The sequence below is a fragment of the Hydrogenophaga pseudoflava genome, assembly GCF_004353865.1.
In the GTDB taxonomy this organism is placed as follows: domain Bacteria; phylum Pseudomonadota; class Gammaproteobacteria; order Burkholderiales; family Burkholderiaceae_C; genus Hydrogenophaga; species Hydrogenophaga pseudoflava.
Genome location: NZ_CP037867.1, coordinates 2981888 through 3000664 on the forward strand (window position 1 = coordinate 2981888; position 18777 = coordinate 3000664).

The window sequence follows — 18777 nt, forward strand, 5'->3', positions numbered from 1 at the left end:
CCAACTCAGAGCCAGCGTCTCACACGCGCCATGTAGGTGCGGTACTCCTCGCCAAACAGGCCCAGCAGCACCCGTTCTTCGGGCGCGATCTGGAAACGGGTGAGGTACAGGACATAGGCCATCGGCCCCAACAGCAACGCCGGCCAGTGCGCGAGGTAGACGCCCCAGGCCAGCAACAGGAACACCATGCCGACGTACATGGGGTTGCGGGTGATGCGGTAGACGCCGCGCGTGACCAAGGATGAGGCACGCTCGGGGCGCAGCGGATTGACCGTGGTGCGCGACGCGCGGAAGGCCAGCAGCCCCGCGAGATCAAACGACAGTCCGACCAGCACCAGCAGCGCCAACGACAGTCCGTTCGACCCGGTGGGCACATGCCACTCGGGGCCGCCGGCCGCCCAGACCATCAGCAGCGCGGTGACCAGGCCCACCAGGGGCGGCGGCACCCGGTGTTCGAGCCAGCTCATTTGGCCACCAGCACGTCACCGGGATGCGACGGCACCTGGGCGGTCTCCTGCGGCAGCACGCGCGAGCCGTGCCGGGTGCGCGCCAGCAGCATGTACATGGTCGGCACCACGAAGATGGTCAGCAGCGTGCCCACCGACATTCCGCCCACGATGACCCAGCCAATCTGTTGGCGGCTCTCGGCGCCCGCGCCGGAGGCCAGCGCCAGCGGCAGGGCTCCGAGCACCATGGCACCAGTGGTCATCATGATGGGGCGCAGGCGCAGCGCGGCGGCTGCGGTCACGGCCTCCAGCTTGGACTGGCCCTGCTCGCGCAGCTGGTTGGCGAACTCCACGATCAGGATGCCGTGCTTGGAGATCAGCCCCACCAGGGTGATCAGACCAATCTGGCTGAACACGTTGAGTGTGCCTCCCGTAAGCCGCAACGCCAGCAGCGCGCCGAGCATGGACAAGGGCACCGACAGCAGGATGATGAACGGGTCGACGAAGCTCTCGAACTGGGCCGCCAGCACCAGAAAGATGAACAGCAGCGACAGCGCGAACACGATGGCCAGCGAACCCGACGAGCTGCGGAACTCCCTGCTCTGGCCGTTGAGGTCGGTGGTGTAGCCCGGCGGCAGCACCTCGGCCGCGATGGTGTTCATGATCTGCAGCGCATCGCCCAGCGCCAGCTCGGGACCGAGGTTGGCGGTGATGGAGGCGCTGCGCCGTTGACCGAAGTGGTTGAGCTCGCGCGGCACCACCACCTCGCTGACCTTGACCAGCGAAGCCAGCGGAATCATGGCGTCCCCCCGTCCGCGCACGAACAGGCGGTCGATGTCGTCGGGCGCGCTGCGCTGCGTGCGGTCGGTCTGCACCACCACGTCGTACTGCTCGCCGCCCTGCTTGTAGCGGGTCACGGTGCGCCCACCCAGCAGCGTCTCCACCGTGCGGGCGATGGCGTCCACGCTCACCCCCATGTCGGCGGCGCGCTCGCGGTCCACGTCCATGCGGATCTCCGGCTTGTTCAGCCGCAGGTCGGTGTCGACCTGCTGGAACCCGGGGTACTTCGCCATCTCGTCCTGGAAGCGGCGCACGGTGCGCGAGAGGTTTTCGTAACTGTCGCTGGTGACGATGACGTAGTTGATCGGCCGCTCGCGGAAGCCCTGGCCCAGCGAGGGCGGCGTGATCGGGAACGCGCTGATGCCCGGCAGCGCGCCGATCTTGGGCTGCAGCTCGCGCGCGATTTCCAGGGTGCTGCGCTCCCGCTCTTCCCAGGGTGTGGCACGCAGGAACACCGAGCCCTGGGCCACGGTCGGGTTGCCGATGTTGGCAAAGATGCGGTCGAACTCCGGGTAGTCCTGTCCGATCCGTTCGACCGCTTCGGCGTAACGGCGCGTGTAGTTCAGCGTGGCGCCGTCCGGGCCGTTGATGTTGACCAGGATCACGCCCCGGTCCTCCAGCGGCGCCAGCTCCTGCTTGGTGGTCTTGAGCAGCCACCAGCTGCCCACCGCGCTGGCGAGCATGATGCCCACCACCAGCCAGCGCACCCGCAGCGCACCGGCCAGCATGCGGCTGTAGCCGTTGGTGATGGCCACCAGCACGCGCTCCATGCCTCTGTCGAACCAGCCGGGGTTGGGGTTGTGGCGCAGCAGCTTGCTGCTCATCATGGGCGAGAGCGTCAGCGCCACGAAGCCCGAAACCACCACCGCGCCGGCCAGGGCAAGCGCAAACTCGGCGAACAGGCGTCCGGTGCGCCCGGGCGTGAAGGCCAGCGGCGCGTACACCGCCGCCAGCGTCAGCGTCATGGCCACCACCGCGAAGCCGATCTCGCGCGCCCCTCTGATGGCAGCGTCGAAAGGTTTCATTCCCTCCTCGATATGCCGGTAGATGTTCTCCAGCACCACGATGGCATCGTCCACCACCAGACCGATGGCCAGTACCAGCGCCAGCAGCGTCAGGGTGTTGATGGAAAAACCGAACAGCGCCATCAGCGCGAAGGAGCCGACCAGGCTGACAGGGATCGTCACCAGCGGAATGATGGAGGCGCGCAGCGTGCGCAGGAACACGAAGATCACCAGTGCCACCAGCACCACCGCTTCGGCGATGGTGGTGTAGACCGCCTTGATCGAGCGGTCAATGAAGACCGAGTTGTCGTTGGCGATGTCGACGTTGATGCCGGGCGGCAGGTCGGCCTTGACCTTCTCCAGCAACTGGCGCACTCCCGCCGAGAGTTCCAGCGGGTTGGCCGTGGCCTGGCGGATCACGCCCAGCGACACCGAGTCGCGGCCGTTCAGGCGCACCGAGCTGCGTTCGTCCTGAGGGCCCTGCACCACCCGCGCCACGTCGCCCAGCCGGATCGGCAGGCCGTTGACGTTGCGGATGGTGACGTTGCGGAACTGCTGCGGCGTCTGCAGGTCGGTGGCGGCGGTCACGTTGAACTCGCGCTGGCTGCTCTCGATGCGACCGGCCGGCACTTCGAGGTTGGAACGCCGCAGCGCATCCTCGATGTCCTGCACCGTGAGCCCATAGGCCGCGAGGCGGTCGGGGTCGGCCCAGATGCGCATGGAGTACTTGCGCTCGCCGTACACCCGCACCTCGGCAGCACCCGGCGCGGTCTGCAGCACCGGCTTGGCGATGCGGTTGGCCAGATCGGACAGCTGCAGCGCGCTGTGGGTGTCCGAGGTCAGGGCCAGCCAGATCACCGGAAAGGCATCGGCCTCGACCTTGGCAATCACCGGCTCGTCGATGCCCTGCGGCAGGCGCTGCCTCACCCGGCTGACCTTGTCGCGCACATCGGCAGCAGCCGAGTCGGGGTCGCGTTCGAGCTTGAAGCGCACTGTGATCTGGCTGCGCTCCTGGCGGCTGATGGAGGTGATCACGTCCACCCCTTCGATGCCGGCAATCGAATCTTCCAGCGGCTTGCTGACCTGCGACTCGACCACCTCGCTCGAAGCGCCGGTGAAGGTGGTGCTGACGGTGACCGTCGGTTCGTCGATCTTGGGGTACTCGCGCACCGTGAGCCCCTGGAAGGCCACCAGGCCCACCAGCAGGATCAACAGGGACAGCACGCTCGCGAAGACCGGGCGGCGGATGGCAATCTCGGGCAGTTGCATGGTCTGGTTCCTGTGCGGTGCGGAACGGCCTCAGCCCGCGGCGGGCGGTTTGCCGCCCGCAGGCGCATCACCCGGCTTGGCGGCGGGAGCGCCGGCCGGTGGCCCGCCCTTGCCAGCGCCTGGCTGGCCGGCTTCGGGCCGGCTCATGTCCACCACACGGACGGCGGTCCCGTCCTGCTGCAGCCGCTGCTGCCCGGCGACCACCACGGTGTCGCCCACCGCCACACCGTCGGTGATTTCCACCTGGCCGGCGCGGCGCACGCCGATGCGGACCTCGGTGCGCTGGGTGACCAGCTTGGCGCCATCGCCCTCGCCTTCCTTGCGCAGCTTGATGACGAACTGCTTGCCCGCCTGCGGCACGATGGCCTCCTCGGGCACGACCAGGGCCGCTTCGTTGACCGAAAACACGGTGTTGACCCGCGCGAACATGCCCGGGCGCAGGTCCTTGCCAGCGGTCGAGGGCAGCACCGCCCGCACGGCCACCGAGCGCCCGTTGGCGTCCAGCAGCGGGTCGACCGCCTGGATGCGGGCCTGAAAGTTCTGGCCTGGCAGAGCATCCAGCTGAACCTGCACCGACTGGCCCGCCGCCACCAGGCTCTGGTAGCGCTCGGGCAGGCGGAAGTCCACCGTCAGCTGCGAGGTGTCTTCAAGGTTGATCAGGTCGGCACCGTCCTTGACGTACTCGCCGAGGTTGATGTTGATCAGGCCCACCGTGCCGTCGAAGGGCGCCACGACGCGCATACGCGCCAAGCGAGCCTGCGCCAGCGACACCTGGGCCTCGGCCACCTGGAGGGCGGCGCGGCTTTCATCGAGCACCCGCTGGGCCACGAAGGCCTGGGCCACCAGCTCCTCGTTGCGCTTGAGGTTGGCGCGCGCAATCGACAACTGCGCCTGGGCCTGGCTCAGTTCCGCCTTCTGCAACGTGTCGTCCATCTGCACGAGCAACTGGCCCCTGCGCACCCGGGCACCATCCGACACCGCGATCTGCACGATGCGACCGGCCACCTCGGGCCGCAGGGTCACGCTCTGGCGCGAACGCAGGGTGCCGACGGACTGGGCATCGTCCTGCAGGCGCTGGGTCTGGACCTTGGTGACCTCGACCCCCGGCATGCCACCACCGCCTTGGCCGGGCCGTCCACCGGCAGCACCGGGGGAAGCGGGAGTGCCCGGTGCGGCCTGCTGTGCACCTGCAGCGGGACGGTTCTGAAACCACCAGGCGCCGGCCGACGCCAGCGCAATGCCGCCTACCGCGACCCAGACGTAGAGTTTTTGTGCCATGTAGTCTTCGTGTCCACGAAGGCCTCATGCAGCGTCCGTGCTGCGAATGAGACGGAGAAAGAAACGCAATGTATCAGCGCAGACGCTGCTGCGCTGCACAAGTTCCCGAAGCCCCGCGAGAACGGTCACCCGTTCATCGGAGATTCATCGGATCACGCGGCTCTCAGGCAGGCACACCCCGGTTCGCCAGGGCATCGGCCCGCTCGTTGCCCGGGTCACCGGCGTGTCCTTTGACCCAGTGCCACTCAATCTTGTGCGTGCCCTGGTGCACCAGCGCATCCAGGCGCTGCCACAGGTCGGCGTTCTTCACCGGCTGCCGGCTGGCCGTCTTCCAGCCCTTGGCCTTCCAGCCGTGAATCCACTCGGTGATGCCCTTGCGCACGTATTCGCTGTCAAGGTAGAGCGCCACCGTGCAGGGGCGCTTGAGCGCCGCCAGACCTTCAATGACCGCGGTCAGCTCCATGCGGTTGTTGGTGGTCTCGCGCTCGCCGCCCCACAACTCCTTTTCGTGCCCGCCCGATTTCAGGTAGACCCCCCAGCCGCCCGGACCGGGGTTGCCCTTGCAGGCACCATCGGTGTACATCACCACGTGATTCAAATTCAATGCTCCAGAAAGGCGCGTTCAGCGCCGGTTTGCAATGGTCACGGGCGCGGTGCCCGAAGCGCGCCGCGGTCGCCAGGCAGGCCCGAGCAGACGCACCCCACGCACCCGCTTGACCGCGACAAAAAAATAGACCGATCCGAAGATCGGCCACCAGCGGGGGCCGGCGCGGTCCATCCAGGCGTACCGCTGCAGCCACTTGTCGCTGTGGACCGCGGGCCGGTAACAGCCAAAGTGCTGCGACTCGACTTCGAGGCCCAGCAGGCTGAACCAGTCCCGCAGCCGTCCAGGCCCGATGAACTCGCCGGCCTCGGGGAGGTACAGCTCCGACAGACCCAGCGCCGAGATGCCGAAGCGGCCCATCAGGCGCGCGCGGCTCTGGCGCAGCCCCCAGAAGCTGTTGGGGTTGAAACCCGCCACCACCACACGTCCTTCGGGCACCAGCACACGCTCCACCTCGCGCAGCACATGGTGCGGGTCGGCGCTCAGCTCCAGCGTGTGGGGCAGCACCACCAGATCCAGACTCGCTTCGGGAAACGGAAGCGCCGCTGCGTTGGTCACCAGCGCCACGCGCGGGATCGCTGAGGAGGATGCCCCTGCGACTCCGGCTGCGGGCACCGTGTCGCGGTCCGGTCCAGTCGGAATTTCCTCGGCGCTGAGCATTTCTTCGGGCAGGGCCAGCCACCGGTGAGGCATCCGGTTGGCCGCCAGCGCATGCAGTTCCGGCAGCCCCAGCTGCAGCGCGTTGTAGCCGAACAAGTTCACCACCGAACGGTCGAACTGACCCTGTTCCCACTGGAGCAAGTAGCGCCCCGGAGGGGTCTGGAACCAGTCGGTCAAACTTATAATTCGGTCATTCATTCTGGGTGTTCAAGCGACGGTCTCTTCGGGCCGCAACCCGGTCCCGCCCGGTACTCTACACGCCCTGCCCAAGGTGCGAGCCCCATGACCCTGATCCCGCTTCCCGCCTTCAATGACAACTACATCTGGGTGCTTCATGATGGCCGGCGTGCGCTCGTGGTGGACCCGGGGGAATCGGAGGGTGTGCTGAGATGGCTGGGTTCGCAGGGCATCACGCTCGACGCCATCCTGGTCACCCATCATCACGGCGATCACACGGGGGGTGTGGACGCACTGAGGCAGGCCACCGGCGCACGGGTGATCGGCCCCGCACGCGAGGTCGTTCCCGAGCCCCTTGAGCGTGTGAGCGAAGGCGACACCATCGACCTGCTGGGCCTGCGCTTCGAGGTGATGGACGTGCCGGGCCACACGGCAGGCCACATCGCCTACCACTGCGCCGATGTGGACGGCGCGCCCCTGCTGTTCTGCGGTGACACGCTGTTTTCTGCCGGCTGTGGCCGCCTGTTCGAAGGCACACCTCAGCAGATGCTGGCCTCGCTCGACCGCCTGGCGGTCCTGCCGGACGACACCCGGGTGTGCTGCACCCACGAGTACACGCTGTCCAATCTGCGGTTTGCGCGGGCGGTGGATCCGGACAATGCCGATCTGCAGGCGCACGAACAACACTGTCAGTCGCTGCGCGAGCGGAACCTTCCCACGCTGCCCAGCTCCATCGGACTGGAAAAGCAGATCAACCCCTTCCTTCGCGTGCGTGCGCCGGCCCTCTCAGAAGCTGCCCGCCGCCATGCCCCAGAGACCCCTTCCGACGCGCTGGGTGTGTTCACCACGCTGCGTGCCTGGAAAAACGTGTTTCAGTAGTCCATGACCTTTCTCTCTTCGTTGCCCGTCCGCGCGCGCTGTTGTTCGGCACGTTCCTTGAAAGTGCTGAGCAGCCTCGGATTCGCGGCGCTGCTGGCCGCCTGTGCAAACACCCCGCTGCCACCGCACGAGCCGCCGCAGACGCCGTCTCCCGGCGCCACCGCCCCGTCCCAGGCCGCCGCTCCCCAGCTTCCGCGGGTTCAGACGCCCCATGCCCCGCTGAGCGAGATTTCCATCGCGTCCGCCACGCCACCGCCCGTCACCATGCTGGCGGCGCCTGCGGACATCTGGGAACGCATCCGCCGCGGTCTCGCGATGCAGGACCTCGACGGCGAGCTGGTGCGCGACCGCGAACAGTGGTACGCCTCGCGGCCCGACTACATCCAGCGCATGACCGAGCGCTCGAGCCGCTACCTGTTCCACATCGTCGAGGAGATCGAGCGGCGCAACCTGCCCATGGAGCTGGCGCTGCTGCCGTTCATCGAGAGCGCGTTCAACCCCCAGGCGGTGTCCAGCGCCCGGGCCGCGGGCATGTGGCAGTTCATGCCCGCCACCGGCCAGTCCTTCGACCTCAAGCAGAACGTGTTCCGCGACGACCGCCGCGATGTGCTGGCCTCGACCCGTGCGGCGCTCGACTACCTTGAACAGCTGCACGCCCGGTTCGGCGACTGGCACCTGGCGCTGGCCGCCTACAACTGGGGCCAGGGCAACGTCAACCGGGCCATCACCCGCAACCAGCGGGAGGGCCGCCCCACCGGCTACACCGACCTGAACATGCCGCTGGAAACGCGCATGTACGTGCCCAAGCTGCAGGCGGTCGAGAACATCGTCGCGCGCCCCGAAGTGTTCGGCACCGTGCTGCCATCCATCGGCAACCACCCCTTCTTCGACACGCTCACGATCGAGCGCGACATGGACGTCTCGCTCATCGCGAGTCTCGCGGGCATCAGCGAGCGCGACTTCCGCACGCTCAACCCGTCCATCAAGCAACCGCTGGTGATGGCCGCGGGCACTCCGAACATCCTGCTGCCCTGGGACAACGCCAAGGTGTTCGAGGAAAAGCTCAAGACCTACAACGGTCCGCTGGCCAGCTGGACCGCCTGGGTGGCGCCGTCCACCATGAGCGTGTCTGATGTGGCCAAGCGCGTGGGCATGAGCGAGTCCGAGTTGCGCAGCGTGAACAACATCCCGCCGCGCATGAAGGTCCGGGCCGGTTCCAGCCTGCTGGTCCACCGCAACGGCGCGCGGGATCGGGACGTGAGCGAGTTCGTGGCCGACAACGCCCAGCTCAGCCTGGCGCCCGAGGTGGTGCTCCGGCGCACGGTTGTTCGCGCCCGCAAGGGCGACACGCTGGCCCGTGTGGCCCAGCGCTACCGGGTGAGCACCGTCAGCGTGGCGGGCTGGAACGGCCTGTCCGTGAACGCGAAGCTCAAGTCGGGCCAGCGCCTCACGCTGATGCTGCCCAAATCCGTCCGCGTGGCCGAGCGTGCCCCTGCCCGCTCGGCGAAGGCCGGCAAGGCCACCCGCAGCAAGCAGGCCAGCGCGAAAAAGCCTGCTCGTTCCGCCAAGGTGACCAAGGGCAAACAGAAGAGCGTCCGGGTCGCGTCGGAGGAGCGCTCCAGCCGCAAGACCACCAAACGCTGAACATCCCCGGCGCGGCGCCTCAGGCCTTGAACCGAGCCTTGGCCTTGAGCGCCATGTCGTTCGTGAAAGTCTGCGAAAGGTCCACCTGGCGCAACGGTGACGCGGTGTCGAACCGGGACATCACCCGCGCCATGGTCGCGGGCCCGGCATCGGGCATCAGCCCGTCGGGCGACCATGCTTCGCGAGCACGGCTGAACGCCGCCAGATACAGCGCCCGGTCACCCTGGAAGTACGACTCCGGCACCACCTTGTTGATGTCGGACAGGCCCGCCGTCTGCAGCCACTTGAGCGCATGGACCAGGCCATGGACCAGCGCCTGGCACTCGTCGCGGTGCGTGCCCAGGTAGTCGGCTGCCACGCTCAGACAACCTGCGGGCATCGGTCCACCGAACACATCGGCGTTGCCGCGCACAGTGCGTGTGTCCGCCACCAGGCGCAGCGCACTGTCCTGCTCCAGCTGGGTGATGACCGGGTCGGTGTAACAGATCGCATCGACCAGGCCGTTCCGGAAATTCGCCAGCGCCGCCGTCGGGCTGGCGACGGGCACGAAATCCACGGTTTCCGCGCCCAGACGGCCGGCCGCCATCAACATGAGCACCATGCGGTGCGCTCCACTGCCCAGAGACGGCACCAGCACCTTGCGCCCACGCAGGTCTTCGATGTTTCGGAAGCCCGCGAGTGTCTTGTGCGACACACCGAGCACCAGTTGGGGCGCACGCCCCTGCAGCACGATCGAAGGATAGGACTTGCCGCGCGCACGCAAGGCGACGCTGGTGCTGTAGGGACCGGAGAGCACCTGCGCCGACCCGGACAGCAGGGCCTGCAAGGCTGTTCCAGGCTCCATGAGGTCGCGCACCTGGACATCCAGCCCCTCGGCCGCGAAGTACCCCATGCGGTCGGCAATCGTCAGCGGCAGGTAGCAGAAGGCCGCGCGGTTCTCGACCGCCAGCACCACACGCCCGAACGGCGCGCGCGAAGGCTGCGACTGCAACTTCGCGCTGCCCTGCGCCATCGCCGCAGGCAGCCCGGCCACCATCGGCAAAGCCGAGGCCCAAGACCGCAACCACTCACGGCGATTCCACATGCACGCGTCCTTCGGTTCCCTGATTCGATGGAACCGAGCGTAGGTCACGGACGCCCGCTGCGCATCGGGACGAGTCCCGAGCGGGTTTCCACCGACGCCAAATGCAAGCCGATGTAACGGCCGCCGGCGTCGCAATCAGATGAAGAGCAGCGCGATGTTGGCTGCGAACGCCAGCGCCCAAACGGCGCTGCGCAGCGTGGCCATGTCGGCCACGTAGAACAGGATGTACATCAGCCGAAGCACCACGTACACAAAGCACAGCAGATCCAGCCGCGTCTGGAAGACCGAGTGCTGGTGCGCAATGATCACCGCGCCGATATAGAACGGCATGGCCTCGAAACAGTTGGCCTGCGCCGCATTGGCCCGCGCGCGCCAGCCCGACTGCCGCGCCAGCCATTCGCGCGGCAGGTGGTTGTCGTAGCCGCCTTCCCGGCGGGGTTTGGACACCGCCCCCGACTTGGCCAGCCAGGCGCAGCCGAGCGGCAGCAGGGCCACGACCAGCACGGTCCAGTAGGCCACGGTCAGTCCGGCATAGGTCATGAAAACACCTTGAAACAAAAACAGTGGCCGGGCGCTTCAGCGCCGGTCCACCAGGGCGTGGGCGATGGTGCCCAGATCGACGTATTCGAGCTCGCTGCCCACCGGCACCCCGCGCGCCAGACGCGTGACGTTGACGCCGCGGGTCTTCAGCCCTTGCGCAATGACATGGGCCGTGGTCTCACCTTCGGCGGTGAAGTTGGTCGCCAGAATCACCTCGCGCACCACCCGCTCGCCCTGTTCGGTCGCGTCGATGCGTTCGAACAGCTTCTGCAGGCCGATCTCGCGCGGACCCACGCCGTCCAGCGGGCTGAGCTTGCCCATCAGAACAAAGTACAGGCCCTTGTAGGCACCGGTGCGCTCCATCGCCGCCTGGTCGGCCGGCGTCTCTACCACACAGAGCAGGCCGCGGTCGCGCCGCGGGTCCTCGCAGGTCGGGCAGATGTCGTTCTCGGTGAAGGTGTGGCACATCGTGCAGTGCTTCACCGAGCTGCAGGCGTGCTGCAGGGCCTGCGACAGACGCAGCGCGCCTTCGCGGTCGTGCTGCAGCAGATGGAAGGCCATGCGCTGGGCGGATTTCACCCCCACGCCGGGCAGGCAGCGCAGCGCCTGCACCAGCAGTTCCAGCGAGTGGGTATCGGCCACGCGAGGGTGCGTGGTCAGAACGGGAACTTCATGCCGCCGGGCAGCCCCGGCATGCCGGCGGTGAGCTTGCCCATCTTCTCCTGCGAGGTCTCTTCGGCCTTGCGCACTGCGGCGTTGAAGGCGGCGGCCACCAGGTCTTCGAGCATGTCCTTGTCGTCGGCCAGCAGCGAAGGGTCGATGGTCACGCGGCGCACGTCGTGCTTGCAGGTCATGAGCACCTTGACCAGACCGGCACCGGACTCACCCGTGACCTCGATGTTGCCCAGTTCGTCCTGGGCCTTCTTGAGGTTTTCCTGCATGGCCTGGGCCTGCTTCATCAGGCCGGCGAGTTGTCCTTTGTTGAACATGGTGTTCCTTGGGTTGGGGTTCTTGGAATGAATAAAAGCTGTGCGTTCAGGCCTCGGTGGCCCGCAACGATCCGGGCACGATTCTGCCGCCAAAGTCGCGCATCATGGCCTGCACCAGAGGGTCGTCGTGAATGATGCGCTCGGCCTCGCGCTGGCGCCGGTTGGCCTCGGCCGCCAGGCGCAGGGACGCCGAGTCGCTCACCGGGCCGATCTCCACCGCCAGCCGCACCGCATGACCCTGCGACTGCAGGGCCGTCGACAGACGTTCGCGCGTGCTGGGCTGGTTGAGCGACTCGCGCTCCACGCGCAGCAGCCATTGGTCGGCGTCGCGCGCCACCAGCTGCGACTGCAGCGCCAGCTCACGCACCAGTGCCGAGACCACCTCGGCCTTGACCATCTGCTGCACCAGGGCGAACCAGAAGTCGCCCTCGGGCGTGATCACCGGCTCCGGCAGTCGCACCGGCTCCGAGGGGTCGCGCATCTGCTCCACCCGCGGGGACAGGCTGGCCTCGCGCACCGGAATTTCCACCACGCGCCGGCTGGTCTGCACGCCCTCTTCCGGCGGCTCGGGCATCGACTCTTCACCGGGTTCGTCGACCCAGGGCGGTCCGTCGACGTCCGTGGGTTCTTCGGGAGCCGCGCGCGCCATGGGCGCTGCCGCGGGCTGGGGCGCTGGCATTGCAACAGCCGGTGCGGAGGCCGGTGGAGGCCGCACCTGAGGCGCCGGACCTGGCGCAGGGGCCACCGCCGCCTGCGGCTTGTGCATCGGTGCGGGTGCAGCGACAGGCTCAGGCCCGGATTTCAGTGTTTTTTTTTCCGGCGAGGCGCTGGGGGCGCCGGCCGGCTTGAAGGCCAGCAGCCGCAGCAGCACCATGGTCAGCGCGGCGTACTCGTCGGGCGCCAGTCCCAGCTCGGCACGACCGTGCAGGCACAGGCTGTAGAGCAGCTGCGTCTCGTCGGCCGGCAGGGCCTGCGCCAGCCGCACGATCTCGGGCTGGTCGGGGTCGTCCGAGGCCTCCAGCGCCGCCCGCTCGGGCACGGCCTGCAGCACGGCCATGCGCTGCAGCAGGCTGGTCATTTCTTCCAGCGTGGAAGCGGCGTTCAGCCCGTTGACGCGCAGCGCATCGACGGTGTCCACCACCGCCGCGCCATCACCGCGCGCCAGGCCATCGATCAGCCGCAGCACGTGCGAACGGTCCACCGCGCCCAGCATCTGGCGCACCGTGGCCTCCTGCAACTGGCCGCCACCGAAGGCGATGGCCTGGTCGGTGAGCGACAGCGCATCGCGCATCGAACCGCGCGCCGCGCGCGAGAGCAGGCGCAAGGCCTGCGGCTCGGCCGGTACGTTCTCGGCCGCCAGCACCTGGCCCAGGTGTTCCAGCACCGTCTCCGGCGCCATCGGCCGCAGGTTGAACTGCAGGCAGCGCGAGAGCACCGTGACCGGCACCTTCTGCGGGTCGGTCGTGGCCAGCACGAACTTGAGGTATTCGGGCGGCTCTTCCAGTGTCTTGAGCATCGCGTTGAACGCGTGCCCGGTGAGCATGTGCACCTCGTCGATCATGAAGACCTTGAAGCGCCCCTGCACCGGCTTGTAGACCGCCTGCTCCAGCAGCGACTGCACCTCGTCCACGCCGCGGTTGGAGGCCGCGTCCAGCTCGGTGTAGTCGACGAAACGCCCGGCGTCGATGTCGGTGCAGGCCTGGCACACGCCGCAGGGCTCGGCGGTGATACCGCCCTGCCCGTCAGCACCCAGGCAGTTGAGCGACTTGGCCAGAATGCGCGAGACCGTGGTCTTGCCCACGCCACGCGTGCCGGTGAACAGGTAGGCGTGGTGCAGGCGCTGGGTCGTCAGGGCATTCGAGAGGGCTTGGACCACATGCTGCTGCCCCACCATTTCGGTGAAGCGGCGCGGACGGTATTTGCGGGCCAGGACGACATAGGACATAGGCGGCTGATTCTAAAGGTCACCCCACGCCGCAAAGGACACAGGCATCGCCTACAATTGCAGTTGACGGGCCTTCCCGCATGGTAAAGCGGCCAACCGGGTCAGGTGGGGAACCAAGCAGCCCTAACTGTGGAGCCAGTGCCGGGGTCAAGGCTCGTCACCTTCTTCTTTCTGCTGTACGGCAACAGCCCGCCGCACAGCGGCCACCACCCTTGCGACCTCCTCATCCTGCATGCCCGGAAAAATGGGCAACGCCAGGGCCCGGCTGGCAAGCGCGCTGGCATGAGGCAGCGTCCGCTCCCCATACCGGGCCAGCCAGGCCGGCTGTGCGTGAATGGGGCGTTCGTAGTAGATCTTGGTTTCGACGCCCGCCGCGGCGAGGCTCTCCCGCAGACCGTCACGGCGCTCACACCGCAGGACAAAGTAGTTCCAGGCGTGGCCCTCGCGGTCGTGTGGCAGGGTGATGCCCGGCAGCCCGGACAAGCCGCTCAGGTAGCGCCGCGCAATCTCCTGGCGTCTGGTCAGCCAACGATCCAGCTGATCCAGCCCCATCAGGAGCAGTTCCGCCTGCAACGCGTCCATGCGGCTGTTGTAGCCCACATCGATATGAACTGCGCTGTTCAAGCCATGATTGCGCAGCGCCTGTGCGCGCTCCACCAGCCGCGCATGCGGACTGCTCAGGGCGCCAGCGTCACCGCTTGCCCCCAAGGTCTTGGTGGGATAGAAGCTCAGGGTGCTCAGGTCTCCCCAGGCTGCGGCAGCGACCCAGCCACGGTCCGGAGTCCAGGCGCGTGCGCCCAGCGCCTGTGCAGCGTCTTCGACCAGCGGCAGCCCCCGGTCCCGGCACAGCTGCGAAACCCCGGGCAGTGCGCTGGCATCGCCGAACAGCGGCACAGCGAGAACGGCCCGTGTGCGCGGCGTCAGCCGCTCGGCCACTTCCTCGGCACCGGCAAGGAAATCGTCGGGAGCGCAGTCGCACAAGACCGGAACGGCGCCAGCCCGCACCACAGCCTCGAAACAGGCGAAAAAGGTGTAGCTGGGCAACACGACCTCGTCGCCAGGGTCGAGGTCGAGCAAGCGCAGCGCAAGCACCAGGGCATCGGTGCCGGAGTTCAGCCCCACCACCTGCCGAGCGCCCAGTCGCAGGGCCAGCGCTCCTTCAAAGCGCGACACAGCAGGCCCCTGGATGTAGCAGCCGCTGCGCAGCACCTGGGACCAGACCGCCATCGCGCGATCTGCGGCTTCTGGCTCCTGCCAGGGGCTGCGAAAAAAAGGCACCTTCATAGCTTCGCCACGATGGCGAGAGCCCGACGGGCAGCGATGGCGCCGTCCTGTGCATCTGCCAGCAGCGAAGGCAGGCCGCGCAACTCGTGATGAAAGGCGGTGTACTGTCTGGTCAGGGCATCGGACTGCCCCAGATCGGACCGGCTGGACAGAAGCAGCTCATTCCAGGCTCCTTGGTCGCCCCAACACACGCTGGCAAGAGAGATGTCCGCGCCGTGGCGGACATGAAAGTCCACACGCGTGTCGCCCATCCGCGCCACGACCTGCATGCTGTCCTCCAGAGACTGCACATCGAGAATGTGAAGGAATTCATCGGGTCCGCAGCGCAGGAGGTGGGGCGCCAGATCGAGGTCGTGCACCATCAGGTCCAGCACCACCGAACGGGCGGTGCCGGGCAGGCGGGACTGGCGCCGGAACACCAGGTGACCAGGAACCTGACCCCACGGCAGGTCGATCAGCGCCGGGTTGAAGCGCTCGATGTGGCCGATGAAGAGCTTGCGCCCCGTCACGCGGACAGCGTCCAGCATGGCGTCAATGGCCTGCTCGCTTTCGGCCATCGGCTTCTCGACCAGCACGTCGATGCCCCGGTGCATCAGCGCCACCGCCAGATCCGCGTGGGTTTCCGCGGGTGTGACCACCGCAGCGGCCTGCACCGCCTTCGGCAAGGCATCAAGGGACGCAATGGCATCGAAGCCCTGCGCCTGCGCAGCGGTCCGCGCCTGCGGGTCGGGGTCGACCACACACACCACTTCGTAGGCCGGGTGGGCCTGCAAGCGCAGGGCGTGCACCCGGCCAAAGCGACCAAACCCCAGAACGGCGATGCGGGTGCGAGTTCCCATCGTCGTCTTGATTAGCCCGGGAGGCCCGCAGCAGTCACCATGCGCAGCAGATGCCGTGCGCGGATCACATCCTTGTAGATGCCCGCAGCCTGCCGCTCTTCGCCCACCCGCTCGAAGTGGGGCATCTCACCTGGCAACAACCCTTCTTCATATGGCGTGCGCGCCGCGGGGTAGAGGCACTCGCGGGCGAAGGCCTGCGTGCCGAAAGTGTCGAACATGGTCTGCACCTCGGCCAGCAGCACCGGGCTGCAGCGCCGGGCGTAGTCCAGCACCTGCTCCAACTTCTGACGGAGCTCGGCCTCCGTCAGTCGCACCTCGATCTCGATCTGGTCTTCACGCGCAGGGTCACAGGGATGCCCCACCAAAGGGATCTCCAGGTTGCGCACCTCGCGGCCCGCCGCGCGCAAGCGCGACACCAGGCGGTTGGCCAGCACCCGGCAAAGGTCGTGCGACGGGTTGTAGCCCTCTGCTTCGTCCGCCACCACCGTGTCGATGCCGGCCTCCAGTGCCGCCCGTGTGAGCCCGTCGAGCCATTCCCCGAATGGAGAAACCCTCGTCCCCAGCAGCGCCTGGTACACCACCGAATCGGACACAGGCGCCAGCCACTCGCTGCGCACGTCCAGCCCCCAGTGGTTCAGCATGCGCCGGCTGTCCTCCAGCCGGGGCTGACCAATGGAGCCGTCCCCGCTGGTCAGCACCACGACCTGAGGGCGGGCCTGCTGGACCCATTGGAAAACACGCAGCTCATGTCCAGGGTGGGCAACGAGGAGAAGGGGCTTCATGGCGGTCATTGCATCGGGTGGTCGTGTGGAGAGTGCGGCGTGCCCAAGATCAGTGCTTGAAGCGCGAAACCAGCCAGCGCATGGGCGCGGTCAGGCGCCACGAATGGCTGCTCCTCAAGGCCTGCACCTCGCGTTCGAATGCATCGGCCTGCGTCCTGGCGTCCTGCAACTCCTGCACCTGCCGTTCCAGCCAGGCTGCGCGATCGCTCAACCCGCTCAGGGCCTGTGCCTGTTGTTCGAGCTCCATTGCCCTGGCCCCGGACGCCAGAAGGTCTTCCTGGGTGTTCGCCAGGCTGGTTGCGGTGCCGATCAGACGCGACTCAAGGTCCTGGATGCGCGCGAGCAACAGGCCGACCTGCACCGCAACCTGCGGCGTGCCGAAGGGCACCAGGTTATCGGCCACATGCCGGGCGAACTCGCGCAGTTCATCCCGCGGGTCGATCACCGCGCGCCCGGGCTCGGCCTCAATCACCTGGCGCGCCAGCGCTTCCAGGGCGTCGGCGCTGGCCTCCAGCGACACATGGGTTCGCACGTAGTCACTAACAAGCGCCGCGTCGGCTGCGTCGTAGCGGAGCACTTCGCGCCGGATCGCATCGCTGTCAATGGGCGCCTGCATCAGGCGGCGACCGAAATTCCAGCGATGCCATTCCTGCACCTTGTCGGCCGTGACCAGTCCCGCCAAACCCATGCCTTCGTTCAGCAGGACGACTGCGCAACCGACCGCCATGGCCTCCATGGCACAGCGCGCTTTGGCAAACACCAGATCGAACGCTCCCAGCAAGTCCTCAGGCGCCGTCGCCTGGCGGCCGACGCCCTGCCCGATCACCTCCAGCGTCAGTCCCAGCGACTCGCACGCCGAACGGATGGCGCGCGTGTCCGGACTCTCGGTGGCGTAGTTGCTGAAGATGGCCGCCCTGCGGGGCCGCCCGGGCAAGGCAGGCCGCGGTCGAAACCGCTGCAGATCCACCCCGTTGGACACGATGGCAATCCCCGCGGCCGGAATGCCGCTCTCCAGCGACAGGCGCTCGGCGCAATTGGCGTCCACCGCCACATGCTGCCGCACCCGGGAGAACAACGGCGGCCGGCCGTGGGAAGCCGTGCGGTCGTGGCAGATGGAGATGGCCGGCACGTCCAGGAAGTGGGCCAGGCAGGCCACCGTGTCGTCGCGCGTGTTGCCGATGATGATGTCGGGCGCCTCGGCCACCTTGCTCAGCTCAACCACGCAGGCAATGCAGCGCTGGCGCAGCCCGTCCACCATGTCGCCCATGACGGGTGCATAGACCACCACCGAGTGACCACGCCGGTGCAAAACGGTGGCCACGTCGTGTACAAAGAGCTCGGCGCCAGAGCGGTGGGCCATGCTGCAGACGGCCAGCAGAATCTTCACAGAGGTCCTCTTCGGGTCTTGGGGCCTGTCATCCGGCTGGATGATAGGGCATGCTCCTGACCGGAGGCCTTCAAGACAAAGGGCCGCATTGGCGGCCCTTGCTCATGTCCGGCGGCGGCTGATCAGAACGCGTCGATCTTCAGCCCCTGCTTCTTCACCACGGCCTTCCAGCCGTCCAGATCGCGCTGCAGGAACTGGCCCAGCTGGGCGGGGCTGCCCACCGCGGGTTCCAGTGCGTCCTTGGCGAGACGCTCCTTCACATCCGGCATTTGCACCACCTGGGCCAGCGCGGCGTTGATCTGCTGCACCACCGCATCCGGCGTGCCCCGCGGCGCGACCAGTGCGAAGTAGTTCAGCACGTTGAAGTCGGCCATGCCGGCTTCCTTCATACCCGGTACGTTCGGCAGCGCGGGGCTGCGCTCCGGGCTAGTGACCGCCAGTGCCTTGAGCTTGCCGTCGCGGATGTGGGGCGCGAGCGCGGGGATGGTGCCCGTCAGCAGCTGCAGCTGGCCGGAAATCGTGTCCAGCGTGGCCGGCGCGATGCCACGGTAAGGGATGTGGGTGATGTAGATGCCGGCGCGCGCTTCCAGCGATTCGAGCACCAGGTGGTTGATGCCGCCCACGCCAGCCGAGCCGTAGTTGAGCGCGCCCGGTTGCTTTTTCGCGAGAGCGATCAGTTCGGGCAGCGTGCTCGCGGGCAGGTCCTTGTTGGCCACCCAGACCAGCGGGCCGTGCGCGATCATGCCGACTGGCACGAAACCGCCCACCGGGTCGTAGCCCGCCGTGGGCAGCGCGGCGGCCACCGTGGTGAACGGCGCGGCGGCCAGCAGCAGCGTGTGACCATCGGGCGCGGACTTGGCCACCTCCTGCGCGCCGATGGCCCCGGAGGCGCCGGTGCGGTTCTCGACCACCACGTTCACCTTGAACAGCTCGCTCAGCTTCGCAGCCACCAGACGGCCCATGGCGTCGGTGCCGGCGCCCGGCGCGAACGGCACGACGATGCGCATCGGGCGTTCGGGAAACGTGGCGGCGGATGACAGTGCGGGTGCCAGTGCCAGGCCAGCAGCGATCTGCTGGCAGAAGCGGCGGCGGTTCGGGTGGGGTGTGCTCATGGTCGTTGGGAACT

17 protein-coding genes and 1 other RNA gene are annotated in these 18777 nt (G+C 67.7%); 3 read left to right on the forward strand and 15 right to left on the reverse strand.

Annotated elements, in window-relative coordinates; all coding sequences use genetic code 11:
- Window positions 1-5: 5 nt before the first annotated feature.
- The 5 genes from HPF_RS14285 to HPF_RS14305 all read right to left on the reverse strand — a co-directional run bounded on the left by HPF_RS14285 (window position 6) and on the right by HPF_RS14305 (window position 6299).
- Window positions 6-467: a methyltransferase family protein gene (locus HPF_RS14285; RefSeq protein ID WP_079365748.1), complete on the reverse strand. Its 462-nt coding sequence runs from the start codon at window positions 465-467 to the stop codon at window positions 6-8.
- Window positions 464-3559, reverse strand: a complete 3096-nt coding sequence (locus tag HPF_RS14290; protein ID WP_133156962.1) for an efflux RND transporter permease subunit — start codon at window positions 3557-3559, stop codon at window positions 464-466. Before HPF_RS14290 ends, HPF_RS14285 begins: the two co-directional genes overlap by 4 nt.
- 30 nt (window positions 3560-3589) lie before the next feature.
- Window positions 3590-4837 carry an efflux RND transporter periplasmic adaptor subunit gene (locus HPF_RS14295; RefSeq protein WP_133156963.1) on the reverse strand — a complete coding sequence of 416 codons (1248 nt, stop codon included), beginning with the start codon at window positions 4835-4837 and terminating at the stop codon, window positions 3590-3592.
- A gap of 163 nt (window positions 4838-5000) precedes the next feature.
- Window positions 5001-5435, reverse strand: a complete 435-nt coding sequence (gene rnhA / locus HPF_RS14300; RefSeq protein ID WP_079365746.1) for a ribonuclease HI — start codon at window positions 5433-5435, stop codon at window positions 5001-5003.
- A 24-nt stretch (window positions 5436-5459) separates the two neighbouring features.
- Complete coding sequence (locus HPF_RS14305) at window positions 5460-6299, reverse strand: class I SAM-dependent methyltransferase (protein WP_066151269.1); 840 nt, start codon at window positions 6297-6299, stop codon at window positions 5460-5462.
- 84 nt (window positions 6300-6383) lie between these two features.
- Between HPF_RS14305 and gloB the strand changes: the two genes are divergently transcribed.
- Window positions 6384-7157, forward strand: coding sequence for a hydroxyacylglutathione hydrolase (gloB, locus tag HPF_RS14310; RefSeq protein ID WP_133156964.1), 774 nt, complete (start codon window positions 6384-6386; stop codon window positions 7155-7157).
- Between the two features lie 57 nt (window positions 7158-7214).
- A complete protein-coding gene (locus HPF_RS14315) occupies window positions 7215-8801 on the forward strand; it encodes a transglycosylase SLT domain-containing protein (protein ID WP_066151273.1) in 1587 nt (528 codons plus the stop codon).
- Window positions 8802-8820: 19 nt separating this feature from the next.
- On the opposite strand, the gene HPF_RS14320 is transcribed toward HPF_RS14315, so the two are convergent.
- From HPF_RS14320 to dnaX, 5 genes are all read right to left on the reverse strand, one after another.
- Complete coding sequence (locus tag HPF_RS14320) at window positions 8821-9885, reverse strand: ABC transporter substrate-binding protein (protein ID WP_079365742.1); 1065 nt, start codon at window positions 9883-9885, stop codon at window positions 8821-8823.
- 135 nt (window positions 9886-10020) lie between these two features.
- Window positions 10021-10425 carry an MAPEG family protein gene (locus HPF_RS14325; RefSeq protein ID WP_127806116.1) on the reverse strand — a complete coding sequence of 135 codons (405 nt, stop codon included), beginning with the start codon at window positions 10423-10425 and terminating at the stop codon, window positions 10021-10023.
- 36 nt (window positions 10426-10461) lie between these two features.
- Complete coding sequence (recR, locus tag HPF_RS14330; RefSeq protein WP_127806117.1) at window positions 10462-11067, reverse strand: recombination mediator RecR; 606 nt, start codon at window positions 11065-11067, stop codon at window positions 10462-10464.
- Window positions 11068-11081: 14 nt separating this feature from the next.
- The gene (locus tag HPF_RS14335) at window positions 11082-11414 is read right to left on the reverse strand and encodes a YbaB/EbfC family nucleoid-associated protein (protein ID WP_066151282.1); all 333 of its coding nucleotides are present in this window, start codon (window positions 11412-11414) and stop codon (window positions 11082-11084) included.
- A gap of 46 nt (window positions 11415-11460) precedes the next feature.
- On the reverse strand, window positions 11461-13359 hold the full coding sequence (dnaX, locus tag HPF_RS14340) for a DNA polymerase III subunit gamma/tau (protein WP_133156966.1): 1899 nt from the start codon (window positions 13357-13359) through the stop codon (window positions 11461-11463).
- Between the two features lie 65 nt (window positions 13360-13424).
- Between dnaX and ffs the strand changes: the two genes are divergently transcribed.
- An RNA gene (gene ffs / locus HPF_RS14345) (signal recognition particle sRNA small type) lies at window positions 13425-13521 on the forward strand.
- Here ffs and HPF_RS14350 read toward each other — a convergent pair.
- The 5 genes from HPF_RS14350 to HPF_RS14370 form a co-directional block, all read right to left on the reverse strand.
- The gene (locus HPF_RS14350) at window positions 13507-14643 is read right to left on the reverse strand and encodes a DegT/DnrJ/EryC1/StrS family aminotransferase (protein ID WP_133156967.1); all 1137 of its coding nucleotides are present in this window, start codon (window positions 14641-14643) and stop codon (window positions 13507-13509) included. The genes ffs and HPF_RS14350 overlap by 15 nt on opposite strands.
- Window positions 14640-15482, reverse strand: a complete 843-nt coding sequence (locus tag HPF_RS14355; protein ID WP_133156968.1) for a Gfo/Idh/MocA family protein — start codon at window positions 15480-15482, stop codon at window positions 14640-14642. Before HPF_RS14355 ends, HPF_RS14350 begins: the two co-directional genes overlap by 4 nt.
- Before the next feature lie 11 nt (window positions 15483-15493).
- Window positions 15494-16264, reverse strand: a complete 771-nt coding sequence (locus tag HPF_RS14360) for a hypothetical protein (RefSeq protein WP_133156969.1) — start codon at window positions 16262-16264, stop codon at window positions 15494-15496.
- 49 nt (window positions 16265-16313) lie between these two features.
- Window positions 16314-17651, reverse strand: a complete 1338-nt coding sequence (locus HPF_RS14365) for a glycosyltransferase (protein WP_133156970.1) — start codon at window positions 17649-17651, stop codon at window positions 16314-16316.
- A 122-nt stretch (window positions 17652-17773) separates the two neighbouring features.
- Complete coding sequence (locus HPF_RS14370; protein ID WP_133156971.1) at window positions 17774-18763, reverse strand: tripartite tricarboxylate transporter substrate binding protein; 990 nt, start codon at window positions 18761-18763, stop codon at window positions 17774-17776.
- Between the last annotated feature and the right edge of the window lie 14 nt (window positions 18764-18777).

Excerpts from the sequence above, each read along its gene's own strand:
- dnaX (WP_133156966.1), bottom strand. The coding sequence starts at position 13,359 with ATGTCCTATGTCGTCCTGGCCCGCAAATACCGTCCGCGCCGCTTCACC.
- HPF_RS14320 (WP_079365742.1), bottom strand. The coding sequence starts at position 9,885 with ATGTGGAATCGCCGTGAGTGGTTGCGGTCTTGGGCCTCGGCTTTGCCG.
- HPF_RS14325 (WP_127806116.1), bottom strand. The coding sequence starts at position 10,425 with ATGACCTATGCCGGACTGACCGTGGCCTACTGGACCGTGCTGGTCGTG.
- HPF_RS14355 (WP_133156968.1), bottom strand. The coding sequence starts at position 15,482 with ATGGGAACTCGCACCCGCATCGCCGTTCTGGGGTTTGGTCGCTTTGGC.
- HPF_RS14305 (WP_066151269.1), bottom strand. The coding sequence starts at position 6,299 with ATGAATGACCGAATTATAAGTTTGACCGACTGGTTCCAGACCCCTCCG.
- HPF_RS14335 (WP_066151282.1), bottom strand. The coding sequence starts at position 11,414 with ATGTTCAACAAAGGACAACTCGCCGGCCTGATGAAGCAGGCCCAGGCC.
- HPF_RS14295 (WP_133156963.1), bottom strand. The coding sequence starts at position 4,837 with ATGGCACAAAAACTCTACGTCTGGGTCGCGGTAGGCGGCATTGCGCTG.
- HPF_RS14350 (WP_133156967.1), bottom strand. The coding sequence starts at position 14,643 with ATGAAGGTGCCTTTTTTTCGCAGCCCCTGGCAGGAGCCAGAAGCCGCA.
- HPF_RS14290 (WP_133156962.1), bottom strand. The coding sequence starts at position 3,559 with ATGCAACTGCCCGAGATTGCCATCCGCCGCCCGGTCTTCGCGAGCGTG.
- gloB (WP_133156964.1), top strand. The coding sequence starts at position 6,384 with ATGACCCTGATCCCGCTTCCCGCCTTCAATGACAACTACATCTGGGTG.
- HPF_RS14285 (WP_079365748.1), bottom strand. The coding sequence starts at position 467 with ATGAGCTGGCTCGAACACCGGGTGCCGCCGCCCCTGGTGGGCCTGGTC.
- HPF_RS14370 (WP_133156971.1), bottom strand. The coding sequence starts at position 18,763 with ATGAGCACACCCCACCCGAACCGCCGCCGCTTCTGCCAGCAGATCGCT.
- HPF_RS14360 (WP_133156969.1), bottom strand. The coding sequence starts at position 16,264 with ATGAAGCCCCTTCTCCTCGTTGCCCACCCTGGACATGAGCTGCGTGTT.